Source organism: Paenibacillus sp. SER-28 (assembly GCF_052906305.1).
In genome coordinates this window covers 84,209-101,843 of record NZ_JBRECM010000007.1, presented here as the reverse complement: position 1 = coordinate 101,843, position 17,635 = coordinate 84,209, and the positions used below count along the sequence as shown (strand labels likewise).

The following is a 17,635-nucleotide window of genomic DNA, read 5'->3' as shown; positions in this document are numbered from 1 at the left end:
GGAAGCTGCAATTCCAAAAAAATACAACCTTAAAAGCCGCAATACTATGTATTGCGGCTTTTAAGCCTCATCTAACTCTATATATCAAAAAAGTCATGATCTAAAACAATCTAATATATATTCAGCCTGATGGAGATTTATAAGTCTTTCTAAGATCGCAGACCTTCATGCTTTATTGATTTTGCAAACGATGTGCCGCATGCAGGGTCGGACCGACGAATTCATTCAGCTTGAAGCTACCTTCAATGGCCTGTGTAATAAATCTCTTGGCCTGATCCACTGCTTCACGTACAGTCAGCCCTTGTGCCAAACCAGCCGTTACCGCTGCCGAAGTGGTGCAGCCTGCACCGTGGGTAAAGTTTGTTTTTACAACATCGGCTTCAAACCAGTCAAAAGTGATTCCGTCATATAGCAGATCCATCGCTTTACCTGCGCGAATTTTGCCACGGTCCTTGATCAGTACATGCTTAGCTCCACGCTCATGGATAATCGAAGCCGCTTCCTGCATCTGCTCCAGTGTCGTGATCGGTCCATTCTTCGCCAGTTGCGAAGCCTCGAACAAGTTCGGTGTTACCAGGTCAGCGCCAGGAATCAACAATTCCAGCATCGCCTCTGTATTTTCCGGCTGAAGCACTTCATCCGTGCCTTTGCAGACCATAACCGGGTCAATTACGATCCGCTTCAGATCATGCTTTTTCAAATGGCTGGCTACCAGCTCGATAATTTCAACGGAACCAAGCATACCGGTTTTCATCGCATCAAAACCGATACCTTCCAATACAGTACGCAGCTGCGCTTCTACCACATCCAACGCAACAGGATATACAAGATGATCCCAGGTTTTAGGACCCATCGCTACTACGGTTGTCAATACGGTCATACCATATACGCCAAGCTCCTGAAAGGTTTTCAGGTCTGCCTGAATACCCGCTCCACCGCTTGTGTCGGAGCCGGCTATCGTTAATGTTTTGGGAATCGTCATTTGTACATGCTCTCCTTCACTTTCTGTGCTGCATTTATCCTAATCCCGCTTGCGAAACTTGTCAACGCGCAAAACGGTCCTCTCTATGTTAAAAGTCACAAGCGACAGAAGCAGCTAAAAAACGAGAACATCCCCTTTTGAAACAGGAACATCCTCGCAATAACGTGTTATATGAAGAATTCGAATGAAATCTGGAATTATAAATATCCACCGGTACTGTGATCATAGGCATGATTCTTTTCATTTGCACGTACGCCCAGACACAGACTCTGATACAGCTGCTGCTGTTCCGGTGTAGCAAAATTCCGATGCTGCTCAAATAAAGCCATACAACCAATGATATGTTCGGTATAGCTATTATCGACAGACAGTTGCAAGCAATGCAGTATTTGTCCCACTCCCTCGGGGTAATCGCCTTTTCGGAAATAATATTCCGCATACACCTTACAAAAGGATGCAAAGCGAAATGCATTAAAGTGCTTGCGATAATGAGTGTCCCATCGTTCCGGTGCAAGCTCCCAGAAGCTCTTGAGTTGCTGACTAAACAGTCCCAGTTCGGCATCCACGAAATAACCGAACCGGTTCGCCGATTCGAGCAAGGTGTTCAAGCCTTCCAGTGTCTCATCCGGATGCTCACGCAGGTAAGTAATATATTCATAGATTGCAGAAGTGTTGCCCATTTTAATTTCAATACAAAGTCGGTTGCCCTGTGCATATACACGATGTAGGTTGACCACTTTCCAGCCTTCTTCGTCTAAACCCTCAAACCAGCTCAAATCTGCATAACCCTCAATCCATTGCTTGGATTCCTCATATCTGCCCTGAAACTCATAGCAGCTGGCCTTGAGCAGATGCCCCTGAGCATAGTAATAAACGAGCGGCTTAAGCAGCTCCAGGTGCTCATCTCCAAAACGGTTCCGATTGCGATACAATGCCTGCGCCAGCTCTCTTAGCTCGTCCGCATACATTTCCATCTCGGACCATTGCATTTTTAAAGCAAACACTTGAGATAGCATATGTAAGCCTTCCAGTGCGTAAATTTCCGGTAGACGACTACGATACAAATGGAATTGTACAGCAGCCTTCAAGTTCCGTTGGTTATCCTTAATCTGAATCTGGAATATACGGAAATAGCTGATCGCCAACCGTTCAGAGTGGGTATACTTCTCACTCTCGATGACACAATCATACAGAAGCATGGCGGCTTCATGTCTGCCATCCTCAAACATCGCTTCTGCGGTCTCAAAAATAGCAGGAACGTTCGATAAATCGTCCATCAAATAGCCAAGTACACTGCGTATACACTCCAGCTTATTCAACTCTGAGCAACGCAGGAGAAACGGACGCAACCTCCTCCAGTGTGGTAAGGAATGAATAAAACATTCATCCACATACATCTCGAACAAAGATCCTTCTTCCAATCCCATGGCCTCGGTAATCAGATCAAGCTGATTGACTGAGATAGGCCGTGGTGGGTTCCGATTAAGTATACCGCTAAGTGTACCCGGATTTACCTTTGAAGCATCTGCAAAACATTGCATTGAAATGCCTTCACTTTGAATATACTTTTCTATTTCTGCGCGGATCGTGGTGTTTTTTTCCAAAGGGACACCCCCTCAAACGAATGATGGTGACTTTTTCATTACCTTTTAAACCAAAATTTGTTTAATCAAAGTATATGTCTATTTATACGAGAGGTCAATAACTTTAAACACGACTCAGGACATATAAAATCACGAATTTTGTACGATTTTAAAACTGTTTTATGAAAAAAGACCGTCCTCTGCGGGACAGTCTATTTCTATTATTTTGATGCTGTGGACTTATAGGACAAAAACAAGTTAGCAGTTCTACCGTGAACGTCCGAAATCGATGGCAAACTTAGCGTATCCCTCTACCGTTAACCCTTCATAAAGCAACTCCGAACAGGCATTAGCGGCATCCGTTGCTTGCGGCGAGGTCAGGAACGTCACATGCGGACGACCTGACCATGGGGCGAGGGACCAATGGCCGTCAGCTTTTGGCGTCAACGTCTCCATATGCCGCACGTATTCGGTCAGCACATGACGGTTCTCATCCGGTGAAGCAAGTATAATTCGCTCTCCACCCGGATTGACCAGCGCAGAGGAAAACGCGCGATAGTTATTCGTAATAACCAGATAATTTTGCTGCATATCCATCGGTTCGCCATCAAAAGACATCTGGATGATTCTGTGTGCATCTGGGTCCTTTAGGCCCCCGTCAGCATCATATCTGGCTGGCTGTGTTACATCAATCTGATACCTGATGCCGTCGATGATATCAAAATTAAAGCTTGGAAAATCAGAATTAATCAGCTCTTGCTCTTGTTCTGCTGAAGGATCAATTTGCCGGAATTGTCCAGCAGACCACTCTAGCCATTCCCGGATTTCCGTTCCGGTCAGTCGAACGACATGCAGCGTATTCGGAAAATTGTACAGATCGGCGATATGCTTGATCGCCAACGTCCCCGCCGGAATATGGGTATAGTATGATGGGCCATATCTGCCGCCTGTTTTAAAAGGAGCTGCTGCCGACAGAACGGGCAATCCTTCGTACTCGCTCCCTTGCATCTGCTGCTTCACATACCACATTTGCGCATCATTCACCAGCTGAACCGAAGCATCATCCATCACCTGAGCAAAAAAGCTGTTCACCGCCATCGTCGTCTGACCTACAGGTGCACGAATATACTCCAATGTTCCGGCGTGCTCTTCTGCTACCGCCAACTGAATGGCAGTATCCGGTTGTACCAGCGCCTCCTTGCGTACCGGATCATACACCGGGCGTACCTCGGCAGCAGATGCAGCCACTTGCCACTTCCCTCCACTAAAGGTCAGCTCCAGATCAATGATCCCCAGATGATCCCCCCAAAAGCCCGGCTCCACTGCTGGAATATCGTGGATGGTACCTCGCTCTAGATCAACACCTGTTTTCCCCATAAACGAAGGTCCAGGAAATACTTTATGTGCATGACCAAACACAATGGCATCGATCCCTTCCACCCTGCTCAGATGCAGCACTGCATTTTCCATATCAAGCGTTTCGGGAATATCCTCTAAGCCTGCATGGGGCATAGCAATGATCAGATCGGCTCCCGCTGCCTTCATTTCTGGAATAAACCGTCTTGCCGTTTCCAGCATATCTTTGACAATGATTTTTCCCTCCAGCCACGCCTTGTCCCATTGCATAATTTGCGGAGGGACAAAGCCGATGACCCCCACCTTCAACAGATGCTTACCGCCTGCTTCATCCTCTACCGTCTTATCCAGCAATAGATAAGGTGTAAAGTAATTTCGTTCTTGTTCTCCTGCTATATAGATGTTGGCATTCACATAAGGAAATTGCGCTCCTTGAAGGCAAGTCTGCAAGTATTCCAGTCCGTAGTTAAATTCATGATTCCCGATATTGCCTGCCTCATATCCAAGCAGATTCATGGCTTTATAGGCGGGATGCACCGCGCTTGGGTCCTGTTGGATTCGCTGTACAGCATAATCTCCCATTGGATTCCCCTGAATCACATCTCCGTTATCCAGCAGCAGGTGATTGGGCACCTCCGCCCGGGCTATTTGAATCAAGCTGGCTGTTTGCGCCAGACCGTAATGCAGCGTTTCCTGATCCGTATAATAATCGTAATTCCACAAACTGACATGCAAATCGGTTGTAACCATAATGCGGAATTTCACTCTCACAAGGCTTACATTGTCTTGGTCTGCCTTTTCGTTAATATCCAAAATATCCAATCTTGTTCTCTCCCTCAGCTTCGGTCATAGAGCTTGAACAAGTCTAACAGAGCACTGTTAAGAGAATGTTAAAATAAACATTTCGCATAAATCCAGAAAATGGTTTTTACCATACAATAAATTTTACATCATTTTTACCAAAGTCAGGAGTGGTTTTTACCCTAGCTGTGGGACTAGCTGTTAAGATTTGGTTTGTCACAGCATTTACAGGTTTTTAATTTTATTTTCGTTATCACTATGTTTAGGGGGAAATTATTTTGTTCAAAAAAGCACTGACCTTGTGCATGACCTTCACACTGGCAGCGAGTCTAGCCGCTTGTGGCTCCAATGCAAGCAATAACAACAGCGCGTCCACTCCGGGTACAGATGGCTCTAAAAACGAAAGCACAGCCTATGTTCCTAAGGAGTTAAAGGTACAGTTCGTTCCTTCTCAAAATGCAGATACGCTCGAAGCCAAAGCCAAACCGCTCGAAAATCTACTCGGTGACAAGCTTGGAATCCCGGTGAAAGTAACGGTATCTCCTGACTACAATACAATTGTGGAAGCCATGTCTTCCAAGCAGGTAGATGTAGGATTCCTTCCGCCGAATGCTTATGTACTGGCCCACGATAACCGTAAAGCAGCCGATTTGCTGTTGCAAGCTCAACGCTACGGCATTGAAGATGCTACAGGCAAGGACACGACTGAAAAAGTAAACTTTTATAAAGCAATGATCGTGGTGAAAAAGGATTCTCCGATTCAAAGTCTGGCTGATCTGAAAGGCAAGAAGGTTGGCTGGCAAAATGTAACCTCCTCCGCAGGCTACGTGTACCCTGCAGCAGAGCTGAAAAAAGCTGGCGTGGACCCGGACACGGATGTGCAGGGTGTGACAATCAAAGGCCACGATGCTGCTATTCTGGCGTTGCTGAACGGTCAAGTTGATGCGGTAGCTGTTTTCCAGGATGCACGTAACACGGTGAAGAAGGAAATCCCGGATGTATTTGAAAAAACTCGCGTCATTCATTACACAGCTAAAATTCCAAATGACACCGTCAGCGTACGTTCTGATATGGATCAAGCGTGGAGAGACAAGATCAGCCAAGCCTTTATTGACATTGCCAAAGACCCTGCAGGCGGCGAGATCATTAAAGAAATTTACACCCATGTAGGTTATGAAAAGGGCGACGATAAAAACTTCGACTCCGTGCGTGAATACGCCGAAGCCGTTGGTCAAGCGGTTAAGTAATCGGAGCAAACAAGGTACTGTAATGAAGTAACAGCTACGAAACAGGCTTTACGAATGACAGGGCAGCACCGTCCATGTATTCATGGCGGTGTTGTTTTCATTCCACCCCATCGGGGGAGAAAGTTGGGAGCATATGATCGAATTCCGTAACGTATCGAAAACATACCCGAACGGCACCAAAGGGTTGAACCATATTAATTTGACGATTCAGGAGGGAGAAATGGTCGTCATCGTCGGCTTATCCGGTGCAGGTAAGTCTACCCTGCTGCGTTCCATTAACCGACTGCATGACATTACGTCCGGCGACATTGTCGTGGGTGGCAGGTCCGTCACGTCTGCTGGAAGCAGCGAGTTGCGGCGCATTCGCCGTGATATCGGCATGATCTTTCAAAGCTTCAATCTGGTTAAGCGTTCGACAGTGCTCCGCAATGTACTTTCCGGCCGCGTCGGCTATCATTCGACGCTGCGGACCATTCTCGGTCTCTTCCCGAAGGAGGATATCGAACTGGCACTAACAGCGCTGGAGCGCGTGAACATCCGCGAAAAAGCTTACAGCCGGGCAGATGAACTGTCCGGTGGCCAACAGCAGCGCGTATCCATCGCCCGCGCCCTGGCGCAGGAGGCTAAAATCATTCTGGCGGACGAGCCTGTCGCATCGCTGGACCCGCTGACCACCCGCCAGGTCATGGATGACCTCCAGCGCATCAACCGTGAAATGCAGATTACGACCATCGTCAATCTGCATTTCATTGATCTCGCGCGCGAATATGCAACGCGGATCATCGGATTGCGCGCCGGGGAAGTGGTCTTTGACGGCACACCGGAGGAAGCTACGGATGAGGCCTTTGCGGAGATCTACGGCCGGGCCATCAAGCATGATGAGCTGCTGGGAGTGGGATCATGAAGCCCGGCTCTACTGCCCAGCCGCTCTCTACGACGCAACCGTCACCGCATGCTGGACCGCCACAGCCAAGCAAGCCGCCCGCAGGGCCACCTTTGCCAGGACGTTACAAGCGTTATGCCACCTGGATGATTTTTATCGTGGTGCTGGTAGCCTGCTCCATTCATACGGATGCCACACCTTACCAGTTGATCGTCGGCTTGCCGGAGATGGGCAAATTGTTGGGCGAAATGTTTCCACCCGACTGGAGCTATCTGCCTACCATCTGGAAACCCATGCTGGAAACGATCCAGATCGCCATTGTTGGCACGACACTGGGAGCCATATTGGCGATCCCTGTCGCGTTGCTGTGTGCCTATAATGTGATGCCGCGCAAACTGATTTCGCTGCCAATGCGCACGATCCTGAACCTAGTACGGACAATTCCTGATTTGCTGTTTGCCTCAATCTTTGTGGCGGTGTTCGGCATCGGGCCGTTTGCAGGGATGCTCGCCCTGCTCTTCTTCTCCTTTGGCATCATAGCCAAGCTGACCTTTGAGGCGATTGAAGCCATTGATCCCGGGCCGCTGGAAGCCATGACCGCTGTTGGCGCGAGCCGCATTCAAGTCATCGCCTTTGGTGTGGTTCCGCAGGCTCTTCCTTATTTTGTGTCGTACTTACTGTATACCTTTGAGGTTAATGTGCGCGCGGCTTCCGTTCTGGGCCTGGTCGGGGCTGGCGGTATCGGTCTGTTGCTTGACCGTTCTCTGGGGCTGTTCCGATATGATCGGGCAAGCATCATTATTCTACTGACCCTCGTCATCGTCCTTGCGATTGATTACGGCAGTAACCTGCTACGGAGGAAATTATTATGAATGATCCTACGCTTCGCAGACCTATTGGCTCCCGCCTACGCCTATGGGCGATAGCTATTCTGCTAATCATCATTTATATTTGGGCTTTTCGCGGGATGCAGTTTGAAGGATTACAGGGAACGGCCAAAAGTGTCTCTATCGCTATATTGGACGGCTTCCTTCATCCCGACTGGTCGTTCGTCTACATCCCTGAGGGAGAGGATTTACTGCGCGGGTTGCTGGATACGCTGGTCATTTCAGTGCTCGGAACCTTCGTGTCCGCATTTGTCTGCCTTCCGTTCGCCTTTTGGGCGTCCAGCAATATGACCCGTCTACGTCCCTTATCGGGTAGCGGGAAATTTGTGCTTAGTGTCATCCGGGTTTTTCCAGAAATGATCGTCGCCATCCTATTTATCAAAGCCGTTGGCCCCGGTTCGTTTGCGGGTGTGCTTGCCCTCGGCATTCATTCCATCGGCATGCTAGCGAAGCTTTTCTCGGAAACGATCGAAAGTGTCGATCACGGGCCTCAAGAGGCTTTGATCGCGTGCGGTGCCAACCGTTGGCAGGTGATTTTCTTCGCCGTGCTACCGCAGGTGATTCCACAGTTTCTTTCGTATTCGCTTTACCGTTTTGAAATTAATATCCGTTCTGCTACCACGCTCGGTCTGGTCGGTGCAGGTGGTATCGGTACTCCGCTACTGTTTGCACTCCAAATGCGCAACTGGAACCGTGTAGGCGTTATCTTGCTCGGCATTGTGGTCCTGATCATTTTGACGGATCTGATTTCCGGCTGGCTGCGCAAACGGATCGTATAATTAGAATTCTAAACGTCCAAAAAGCCTCTCCTGTGTAAAAAGGGATGTTATACTCCCATTCACTCGGAAGAGGCTTTTGCCGTTCGTTCACCATCGCCCTGCCAATTCATCTATGACCCGTCGGACTTCCTCAGCCGTATTGTAAAAATGCGGAGCCACACGGATAACATCCTTTCGTGCTGAAACGATCATATTTTGGCTTCTCAAATTCCTTTCCACAGCCGATACGTCGGCTACTTCAACAGCGAGTAGGCTTGGTAATGTGCCTCCCCTGTAAGGTACACGTATGTGTAACCCTTTGCGCCGTCCATATTCAACGGAAAAATCCAACAACTCACTCATATAGGCCTGAATATTCGTGACTCCAATCTCCAGCAGCAGATTTAAGGCCGCATTGGCGGCAAAAATGCTAATGAAAGAAGGCAATCCCGTCTCAAAGCGTCGGGCTCCCGCCGCCGGAACCGGGTGAGCAATATCATACCGGGAAGCGGGCTCCTGCCCAAGCCAGCCTGTAAGACGGGGCTTGAAGCGGTCTATTCGGTCCTTGCTTACATAAAGAAAAGCCACGCCCGGAATTCCAAGCATATATTTGCGTGCTCCCGCGACCAAAATATCTACGCCCATTGCCTTTACATCCACTGGAACGATCCCTGCAGACTGATAAGCATCCACAAACAGCAACGCCTGATTTCGGTGAGCTATGTCTGCAATGGATTTTAAATCCTGCTGAAATCCGTTGGTATAGTTCACTTGTGACACCATAACGAGCGCAGTTTTCTCCGTAACATGCTCCTCATACTGCTCTATCGTCACTTCTCCCTCGATGGAGGGGATACAGCAGATGTGATCCCGGAACATCTCCTGTGCCTGCCAGATGTGTCCCACCGTCGGAAAGTCGGTGTCCGCATACACAATGCCTTCTTTTCCCGGTACATAAGGAAGGGCTGTGGCCACCCCGGCAATCGCCTCAGAGGCTGAGGACAGGACCGCAATTTCGTCAGGCTCCGCCCCAATGAGCTTGGCAAAATGCCCTCTAGCCTCCTCCAAACGTGCCATAGACAGATTGCCGTTATGACCGTGTTGCAGCAAACTTCGCTGGTATTCCTCAATGGCAGCGGAAACCGGCCTTGATACGGCCCCCTGGGAACAACTCCCTACATGGATATGTGAGGACAGCACTGGAAACAGCTGACGGTAGGACTGAAACGGATGTTTCATTTTTCCCTTCGCTCCTCCTGGGGACACCAACGTGCCTTGATATGATCATTTTATTATCCATATTAGCCACCTTAGAACAAGGGCCTCTCTTCCCATCTTCTCGCCGTTAACAGACGATAGACGCAAAGAGAGGCCCTGAGGGATCATATACAAAATCATAAATTAATGCACGCGTTTGCGTCCAAACCAGCTTTTAAGCACCAAAGTAGCCAGAGCTAGTAACAATAACAACGAGGCCACCGCAAAAGATGCCGAGAACTGATATTCGTTATACAAAATTTCTACATGCAGCGGCAGTGTATTTGTCTCTCCCCGGATATGTCCAGAGACGACGGACACTGCACCGAACTCACCCATGGCTCGCGCATTACACAAAATGATGCCATACAGCAGACCCCACTTGATATTCGGCAGCGTCACTTTCCAGAAAATGCGCCAGCCGCGCGCGCCCAATGTGACCGCCGCTTCTTCCTCCTGCTGTCCCTGATCTTCCATCATTGGAATGAGTTCTCGCGCCACAAATGGAAAGGTGATGAACAGCGTCGCTAAAATAATACCAGGCAGAGCAAATATAATTTTAATATCATGCTCGTCCAACCACGGTCCAAGCCAGCCCTGTGCGCCGAACACTAATACATACATCAGCCCTCCGACGACAGGAGAGATGGCAAAAGGTAAATCAATCAAGGTGACCAGCAAGCCTTTGCCGCGAAATTGAAATTTCGTGATCAGCCAAGCGGCAGCTACACCAAATACCGTATTCAGCGGTACCGTTATCGCTGCCACCAGCAGCGTCAACCGCAATGCAGACATGGCATCTGGGTCCCGTAACGCTTCGACGTAGACGCCCCATCCTTGCTTGAGCGCTTCGGTAAGCACGACGATTAGCGGCAATACCAGCACCCAGAGCAAAGCTAAAAAAGCAGCACCAATCAGCGTCCACTTCACCCAAGTGGCCTCGGTTGTGACCCTGTTGGGCGGTGCGGATGAAGGCACTGGTGCAGAAGCAAGCTCCTGCCCAGTTATTGCTTGTGACATGGTGTATCCCTCCTTAGAATGCGGGTATCATGCGCAGCCCTGCATGTTAACGTTAGATAATTACATTAGACAGTTGCGTTTAGGCAGTTACGTTAAACTGCACGGCGCCGTGACCAGCGCTGAATGCTGTTAATCACGAGTAACAGCACGAATGAAATCACCAACAGCATCAACGCTACCGCCGTAGCTCCTGCATAGTCATTTTGCTCCAGCTTGGACATGATGAGCAATGGAGCAATTTCCGTTTTCATCGGCATATTGCCAGAGATGAAGACGACAGAACCGTACTCGCCAATACCACGGGCAAAGGCGAGCGCAAAACCCGTCAGCAGCGGTGGCACCAGCTCCGGCACAATAACGCTGCAGAAGATACGCCATCTGCCAGCTCCCAGCGTAGCAGCGACCTCCTCCTCATCCTTATCCAGCTCCTCCAAAACCGGCTGAACTGTCCGTACGACGAACGGAATGCCAATAAACATCAATGCTAGCGTAATTCCCGTCTGTGAGTATGCCAGCCTCCATCCAAGTGGTTCAAACAATGAACCGATCCAGCCGTTCTGCGCATACAGAGCAGTCAAAGCAACCCCCGCTACGGCAGTAGGCAAAGCAAAGGGCAGATCAATCACCGCATCAAAAATTCGTTTCCCCGGAAACTCATAACGCACCAGCACCCAGGCTATCAATAAACCGAGAAACAGGTCGATCAGCGCCGCAGCCGCGGCACACAAAAAGCTTACCTTGTAGGAAGCCAGCACCCTGACATCAGTCGCCACGTCCCAAAATTTTTCCCACGTCAGTCCAGTTGAATTCAGAAGCAGTGCCGATAAAGGCACCAGCACCACCAGACTGAGATACAGCACACTATAACCCATTGTTAACCCGAACCCGGGAAGTACGCGTTTTCGGGTGGCTTGCACTTGACTCATGTTCTGTTCATCCCTCTCTGAATCCATTCACTATGACACTCGCGGCTACCGATCAATCGCCTACACAGTCCACCTATTTTATGAACTGCCGGGTACATAAATCTGGTCAAAAATGCCTTTGTCGCTGAAATGCTTCTGCTGCGTCTCCTTCCATGTCCCGAATACATCCTTCAAGGTTACGAGCTCCAAATTAGGAAATTGATCCTTGAACTTTGCCGTCACACTCTCCAGTGTTGGGCGATAATAATTTTCGGCAGCAATGGTCTGCCCTTCTTCACTGTACAAATATTTCAGGTACGCGTCTGCCACCTCGCGTGTACCTTTTTTATCTACGACCTTATCGACTACTGCTACCGGAGGTTCAGCCAATATACTGATCGATGGATATACGATATCGAATTTATCCGCACCCAGCTCCTTCACGGAGAGCAATGCTTCATTTTCCCATGCAATCAGCACATCGCCAATTCCACGCTCTACGAAAGTCGTTGTGGCTCCACGTGCTCCGCTATCCAGTACGGGCACATGCTTATACAGGTCCTGTACAAACTGCTGGGCTTTAGCTTCATCGTTATTGTTCTTCTTGAGTGCATAGGCCCAGGCTGCAAGATAGTTCCAACGTGCTCCGCCCGAAGTTTTAGGATTCGGTGTAATAACTTGCACATCGCCACGGATTAAATCGTCCCAGTCCTTGATCCCTTTCGGGTTCCCTTTGCGCACCAGTAACACGATGGTTGAAGTGTACGGGGCGCTGTTATGCTCATATTTACTTTGCCACCCCTCTTTAACAAGTCCTTTTTCCTGTAGCGCATCAATATCGTAGCCCAGGGCCAGAGTTACCACGTCCGCATCCAGCCCGTCCTGCACAGAACGACTTTGCTTGCCAGATCCTCCGTGAGATTGCTTGATCGTAACCTTCTGCCCTTTCTCCTTCTCCCAATGGGCGGCAAACGCTTTATTATATGCCTCATACAGCTCACGGGTCGGATCATAAGAAACATTGAGCAACTCCACTTCCTTGGAACCGGCAGCAGAGCTACCATCCGCCTGCGTCCCTCCCTTGCTTGCCCCGCAAGCGCTCAGCATAATCGTTAAAACCAAAGATAGTCCGAGAATAAGTCCACTTTTCCATTGCTTCTTCATCAAGACACCCCGAATTCTATGTAATTTGTATTCATTTACGCCTGTTATTTACAGACATAATCAAAAAAAGAGCGGAGAATTCCCTGATGCAGCTCTGATAGGTCAAACCTGTCGCGTGGACAGTGTCTGCCTGCTGTTCCTAGAGGTTCTCCGCCAAAATGGCGAGATCATACTTTAATACTTTAATTCTTTAATTCCTACCTGTTTAATGAGTTATATGGATATAATACGAGAGTTTAGGAGTGATGTCAAACCTTTTTTTGGTATGTATCATCTGTACTTTTCTTTCTTTAAAGGGGGGCAGTCAGAAACATGATATATGTTTCCGACCGTTTAGAGGTCATTTACACACGGAGGACGACTTAGTTGGCAACCGTTTCAAGATTAATCGAAAAGACTCCAAAAAGCTTCGGATTGTCCGTAGCTCTTCTCAACCACAGTTCACCCGAACCCACCATGACTCCCTGATAATTAACAAACAAATCATCTGTCTTTTGATTCACCAGCGCCTCGCGAATTGCGTCCGTAAAAATCTGATCATACTTGGCCATAAAATCTTTCTTATTCGGAATCGTTAGCGACTTTTCACTATCATTAACACGCAGAGGGTACAAAATATAATCGGCCACTTTCTCCTTGTCATTGTCGGCAACTGCCTTCTGCAGCGCTTTGAACGTGTTCAAAAACGCTTTAGGATCTTGAATACCTGCTACCTCAAATGGATTTTGCGATGGATTGGAGACTGCCGGAGAAGAAGATGTATCCGATGAAGCAGCTGGAGCCGAAGGAGCTGACTTTTGTGCATCCGTACCGCTGTTTTCTGCACTCTCGCTCTCTTTCGCTGCTTTGTCACTTTGGGCTGAACCGCTACGATTACCACCGGCTCCGTTCTCGATCACGCTTGTACTGCTTCCAGTATCAATGGTTTCAGCATTCTTATCCTGACCACAGCCAGTAAGTGCTACAAAAGTAAGTGTAAGTAAAATGGCTGTGAGTGACAGCCTCCGTGACATCTTTTGATTACCGAATTCATGGTTTTTGGGCACAACGGGTCATCCTTTCTGCTTTCTGCTCTGACCTATTCTGTTCATTAAGTCTTCAACCGTTCTATTGTAACATAAGTAGACTAATGACCGCATGTCGCACCCTTTCTGGAAGGAGCTTACAGTGTAATATATGCGAAGGTTTTAACGCTTCCTTGCGATCCATCGTCCGTACTTACTTTCAAGATCATCTCTTTCAAGGAGTCATTTGCAGCTTCATCCTGCCCCTCTGGCTTTACAAACAGCAGATCGTGGCGTTCTCCCGGCTGCAACGTTTGGCTGGAAAACCCGCTCGTTGACCCTTGCAAGTCTAATCCATTTGCACTATTGAGCTTGTATTGTACGGGTTGCTTGCCTGTATTCTTAATACTGATGTACAACTTGCGCCCCTCTTCAAATCTAAAGCTCGTTTGTCCTTGTCCTCCAAATTGCATCTCCTGGTCATGTACAATGCGTTTCGCTGCACTTCCTTGCTTACTCTGCATACTAAGCGGAACAGTCGAATGACTCTGATTTACTTCTGTAATAGTTGATGACGGGACGCTCATATTGGCAAAAGCGACATAACCCACAATTGCCCCTGCAACCCCCATCCAAACCCATTTCTCCATCATTTGATTCCCTCCTTTTCTTATCTATCCTTCAGTCGTCACCGTGATTGCACAGATGGAACGGCTTATCTTCTATAAGGAAGCGATCAAGCCAAGTCATTTTATATATAAAGTCGGGTGCCGGGCGATCATAGCATCCACAGCTGATCCTCAGGCTTTTGAGCCGGGTCAGCTTGGCAATATCAGCCGGTAGCTCTTCCAAATCCGCTACTTGTATCGTTAGTGACTCCAACGATTCCAATTCGAACAAAGCATGCGGTAGTGTTCGTATATCCTGCTCGAAAATGGTCAGATGCTTCAGAGAATGCAGTTCTCTAATCCGTTCCGGTATCTCCCTCAAGCCAAACGACATAAGCTCCACTCGATCCGGTTGATTCCGAATAGCATCGTTCAGAAAAACATCTATATTCTGATGATATTCAGGTTTGTGAATAAACACACCGGGGATAAGCTTCTCCAATTCATCCGCTTCTTCTGTAGCCATGTTTAGTCTACCTATTCGTTCGTGAGCTATGTTAATGATCCAATCCTCTCCATCCGCATTCTGGAAGCACAAATCTTCAGGCAATTGGGGATGTACCCAGGAAAACAGACTGGACGCCGCCTGCTTTAATAATCCCCCTGCCTCGGGCGCACACTGGTATCGGTAAAATGTTCCTTGTGTGTAGGCAATGGAATGGATGCCCCTAATTTCCTCATAAGAGTGTGTGGACAGCATAAAAGGATTCAATTGCTGTAACAATTCCTTGAACAGGACATCCTGGTCGATCACTCCATTCTCATCCTCTGTCGCCCATTTATGTATGCCTAGCATAAACGTGTCTGCCCGTTCCATAGCATAATCAATCAGTCTTTCATAGGCTGCTCCCCGGACATCGCTGTATAATCTGAACATGTTCTCCCCCTCTGTGCCCTCGGCCTTACAATAAAAAAAGCCGAACTCATATCTATTATGAGTCCGGCTGTCATATTTTTCAAACTTGATCAAAGACACCCAATACAACTTTCTGAATAGGTTACCGCTTACTCTGTCACCGTTCCGTAGATCAGCACTGGTGCTTCCGCATGATCCGCAATACGGATGTTCGCGTAGATTTTCTCCAGCACTTGGGCTACATCTTCACGGTTCGCATGGATAGTAACTAGCGAATCGCCTTTTTGAACAGCATCCCCGACCTTTTTGTTCAGCATCAAGCCGACAGCCAGATCAATCTCGGATTCTTTGGTCGCACGTCCTGCTCCAAGCAACATCGCTGCGGTACCGATTTCGTCAGCCACGATTTCAGCTACCACACCATCCTGCTTCGCAGGCACCTCAATAAGATACTGTGCTTGTGGCAAGCGTTCAGGATGATCCACCACAGAAGCGTCACCGCCCTGATTCGCAATAAACTCTTTGAATTTCTCTAGTGCTTTGCCATTGCGAATGACTTCTCTGAGCTTCTCTTCGGCGTTTTCAAGGGATTCTGCTTTCCCTGCCAAAAATACCATCTGACTGCCCAAAGCCATACACAGCTCTTCCAGATCTTTCGGTCCTTCGCCACGCAGCGTATCAATCGCTTCTTTTACTTCCAGCGAGTTACCGATGGCCAGACCCAGCGGTTGACTCATATCGGAAATGACTGCCATCGTTTTGCGACCCACATTGTTACCGATGCTTACCATGGCATGTGCCAGTGCTTTGGCATCATCTACGGTTTTCATAAATGCGCCTGCACCTGTTTTTACATCAAGCACAATGGCATCGGAGCCGGCAGCGATTTTCTTACTCATAATCGAGCTGGCAATCAGCGGAATCGAGTTGACCGTCGCCGTAACGTCACGCAAGGCATACAGCTTTTTGTCCGCAGGTGTCAGGTTACCGCTTTGTCCGATGACCGCAATTTTGCTGCGATTCACCAAATCCACAAATTCGTCCTTGCTGATTTCGACGTGGAAGCCTGCAATAGCCTCCAACTTGTCGATTGTTCCTCCGGTATGTCCGAGGCCGCGGCCTGACATTTTGGCTACCGGAATGTCCAAGGCCGCTACGAGCGGAGCCAGTACCAGCGTTGTTGTATCACCCACACCGCCAGTGGAATGCTTATCGACCTTTACACCTTCAATCGCGGACAGATCAATGGTATCACCCGAATGAACCATCGCCATCGTCAGATCAGCGCGTTCGCGTTCAGTCATATCTTTGAAGAAAATGGACATCGCCAATGCACTGACTTGATAATCGGGAATTTCACCCTGAGTGTAGCCTTGGATAATAAAATTAATTTCCTCCGTACTCAGTTCTTTTCCGTCACGTTTTTTCTCAATCAAGTCTACCATTCTCATATGTCATTTCTCCTCACTGTGCGTATGATCGTTTACAGAGATACTGCTGTATCCAGTGCAACTTCCATCATTTCTTTAAAGGTTGTTTGTCGTTCTTCTGCGGTCGTTTCTTCCCCCGTCAGCAAATGATCGCTTACCGTCAGAATCGTCAGTGCGTTTACGCCAAACTTGGCTGCCAACGTATATAAAGCCGAAGTTTCCATCTCTACGCCCAGCACGCCGTATTCCATCAGCTTTTGTACCACTGATTTGTCATCACGGTAGAAGCTGTCTGAGCTGAATACATTACCGACATGCATATTTAGGCCTTTGGCAACACCACGATCATAAGCGCCCTTCAATAGATCGAAGCTGGCAATCGGCGAGTAGTCGTAGCCGCCAAAGATATGGCGGTTCATGCCGGAATCCGTACAGGATGCTTGTGCCAAAATGACGTCACGAACGTGCACATGCTCCTTCATTCCGCCGCATGTACCTACGCGGAACAGGTTTTTCACACCGTATTCGCTAATCAGTTCGTTGACATAAATACTGATGGAAGGCAGCCCCATCCCAGTTCCCTGCACAGATAGGCGTTTGCCTTGGTACGTACCCGTGAATCCGAGCATTCCGCGAACCTCGTTGTAACAGGTCACGTCCTCCAGATACGTTTCAGCAATAAATTTTGCCCGTAGCGGGTCTCCTGGCAGCAAAATCGTTTCTGCAATTTCTCCGGGTTTGGCTCCAATGTGTACACTCATATTTTTTATTCCTCCGTCCCATTTGTCCATGCTTGTATCGTTATTTATATCGTTACTAGTAATCTTGCTTACT

At 48.4% G+C, this 17,635-nt stretch carries 16 protein-coding genes; 4 read left to right on the top strand and 12 right to left on the bottom strand.

Annotated elements, in window-relative coordinates; genetic code table 11:
- Positions 1–172: 172 nt before the first annotated feature.
- The 3 genes from thiD to ACUYLD_RS17210 form a co-directional block, all read right to left on the bottom strand.
- Positions 173–982: a bifunctional hydroxymethylpyrimidine kinase/phosphomethylpyrimidine kinase gene (thiD, locus tag ACUYLD_RS17220; RefSeq protein ID WP_061828938.1), complete on the bottom strand. Its 810-nt coding sequence runs from the start codon at positions 980–982 to the stop codon at positions 173–175.
- 197 nt (positions 983–1,179) lie between these two features.
- Complete coding sequence (locus ACUYLD_RS17215) at positions 1,180–2,586, bottom strand: DNA-binding protein (RefSeq protein ID WP_165179296.1); 1,407 nt, start codon at positions 2,584–2,586, stop codon at positions 1,180–1,182.
- Between the two features lie 246 nt (positions 2,587–2,832).
- Entirely contained in the window at positions 2,833–4,743 is a 1,911-nt protein-coding gene (locus ACUYLD_RS17210; protein WP_446675596.1) for a bifunctional 2',3'-cyclic-nucleotide 2'-phosphodiesterase/3'-nucleotidase, read from the bottom strand.
- Positions 4,744–5,000: 257 nt separating this feature from the next.
- Between ACUYLD_RS17210 and ACUYLD_RS17205 the strand changes: the two genes are divergently transcribed.
- From ACUYLD_RS17205 to phnE (ACUYLD_RS17190), 4 genes are all read left to right on the top strand, one after another.
- Complete coding sequence (locus ACUYLD_RS17205; protein ID WP_446675595.1) at positions 5,001–5,969, top strand: phosphate/phosphite/phosphonate ABC transporter substrate-binding protein; 969 nt, start codon at positions 5,001–5,003, stop codon at positions 5,967–5,969.
- Between the two features lie 133 nt (positions 5,970–6,102).
- Positions 6,103–6,873: a phosphonate ABC transporter ATP-binding protein gene (phnC, locus tag ACUYLD_RS17200; RefSeq protein WP_039273947.1), complete on the top strand. Its 771-nt coding sequence runs from the start codon at positions 6,103–6,105 to the stop codon at positions 6,871–6,873.
- Positions 6,870–7,724: a phosphonate ABC transporter, permease protein PhnE gene (gene phnE, locus ACUYLD_RS17195; RefSeq protein ID WP_254350653.1), complete on the top strand. Its 855-nt coding sequence runs from the start codon at positions 6,870–6,872 to the stop codon at positions 7,722–7,724. Before phnC ends, phnE (ACUYLD_RS17195) begins: the two co-directional genes overlap by 4 nt.
- Positions 7,721–8,518: a phosphonate ABC transporter, permease protein PhnE gene (gene phnE, locus ACUYLD_RS17190; RefSeq protein ID WP_446675594.1), complete on the top strand. Its 798-nt coding sequence runs from the start codon at positions 7,721–7,723 to the stop codon at positions 8,516–8,518. The genes phnE (ACUYLD_RS17195) and phnE (ACUYLD_RS17190) overlap by 4 nt, the downstream gene beginning before the upstream one ends.
- A gap of 87 nt (positions 8,519–8,605) precedes the next feature.
- Here the strand turns inward: phnE (ACUYLD_RS17190) and ACUYLD_RS17185 are convergent, their stop codons facing one another.
- The 9 genes from ACUYLD_RS17185 to deoD form a co-directional block, all read right to left on the bottom strand.
- Positions 8,606–9,736: an aminotransferase class V-fold PLP-dependent enzyme gene (locus ACUYLD_RS17185; RefSeq protein ID WP_446675593.1), complete on the bottom strand. Its 1,131-nt coding sequence runs from the start codon at positions 9,734–9,736 to the stop codon at positions 8,606–8,608.
- Between the two features lie 162 nt (positions 9,737–9,898).
- Positions 9,899–10,774, bottom strand: a complete 876-nt coding sequence (gene cysW / locus ACUYLD_RS17180; protein ID WP_069290433.1) for a sulfate ABC transporter permease subunit CysW — start codon at positions 10,772–10,774, stop codon at positions 9,899–9,901.
- Positions 10,775–10,866: 92 nt separating this feature from the next.
- Positions 10,867–11,700 carry a sulfate ABC transporter permease subunit CysT gene (gene cysT / locus ACUYLD_RS17175; RefSeq protein WP_235306376.1) on the bottom strand — a complete coding sequence of 278 codons (834 nt, stop codon included), beginning with the start codon at positions 11,698–11,700 and terminating at the stop codon, positions 10,867–10,869.
- Between the two features lie 78 nt (positions 11,701–11,778).
- Entirely contained in the window at positions 11,779–12,843 is a 1,065-nt protein-coding gene (locus tag ACUYLD_RS17170; RefSeq protein WP_446675592.1) for a sulfate ABC transporter substrate-binding protein, read from the bottom strand.
- A gap of 362 nt (positions 12,844–13,205) precedes the next feature.
- Positions 13,206–13,889, bottom strand: a complete 684-nt coding sequence (locus ACUYLD_RS17165) for a hypothetical protein (RefSeq protein ID WP_235306378.1) — start codon at positions 13,887–13,889, stop codon at positions 13,206–13,208.
- A 116-nt stretch (positions 13,890–14,005) separates the two neighbouring features.
- Positions 14,006–14,500 carry a hypothetical protein gene (locus ACUYLD_RS17160; protein ID WP_446675591.1) on the bottom strand — a complete coding sequence of 165 codons (495 nt, stop codon included), beginning with the start codon at positions 14,498–14,500 and terminating at the stop codon, positions 14,006–14,008.
- A gap of 28 nt (positions 14,501–14,528) precedes the next feature.
- Complete coding sequence (locus tag ACUYLD_RS17155; RefSeq protein ID WP_446675590.1) at positions 14,529–15,392, bottom strand: leucine-rich repeat domain-containing protein; 864 nt, start codon at positions 15,390–15,392, stop codon at positions 14,529–14,531.
- 128 nt (positions 15,393–15,520) lie between these two features.
- Positions 15,521–16,822 carry a pyrimidine-nucleoside phosphorylase gene (locus ACUYLD_RS17150; RefSeq protein ID WP_039273927.1) on the bottom strand — a complete coding sequence of 434 codons (1,302 nt, stop codon included), beginning with the start codon at positions 16,820–16,822 and terminating at the stop codon, positions 15,521–15,523.
- A gap of 32 nt (positions 16,823–16,854) precedes the next feature.
- Positions 16,855–17,562: a purine-nucleoside phosphorylase gene (deoD, locus tag ACUYLD_RS17145; protein WP_013312036.1), complete on the bottom strand. Its 708-nt coding sequence runs from the start codon at positions 17,560–17,562 to the stop codon at positions 16,855–16,857.
- Positions 17,563–17,635 lie beyond the last annotated feature (73 nt).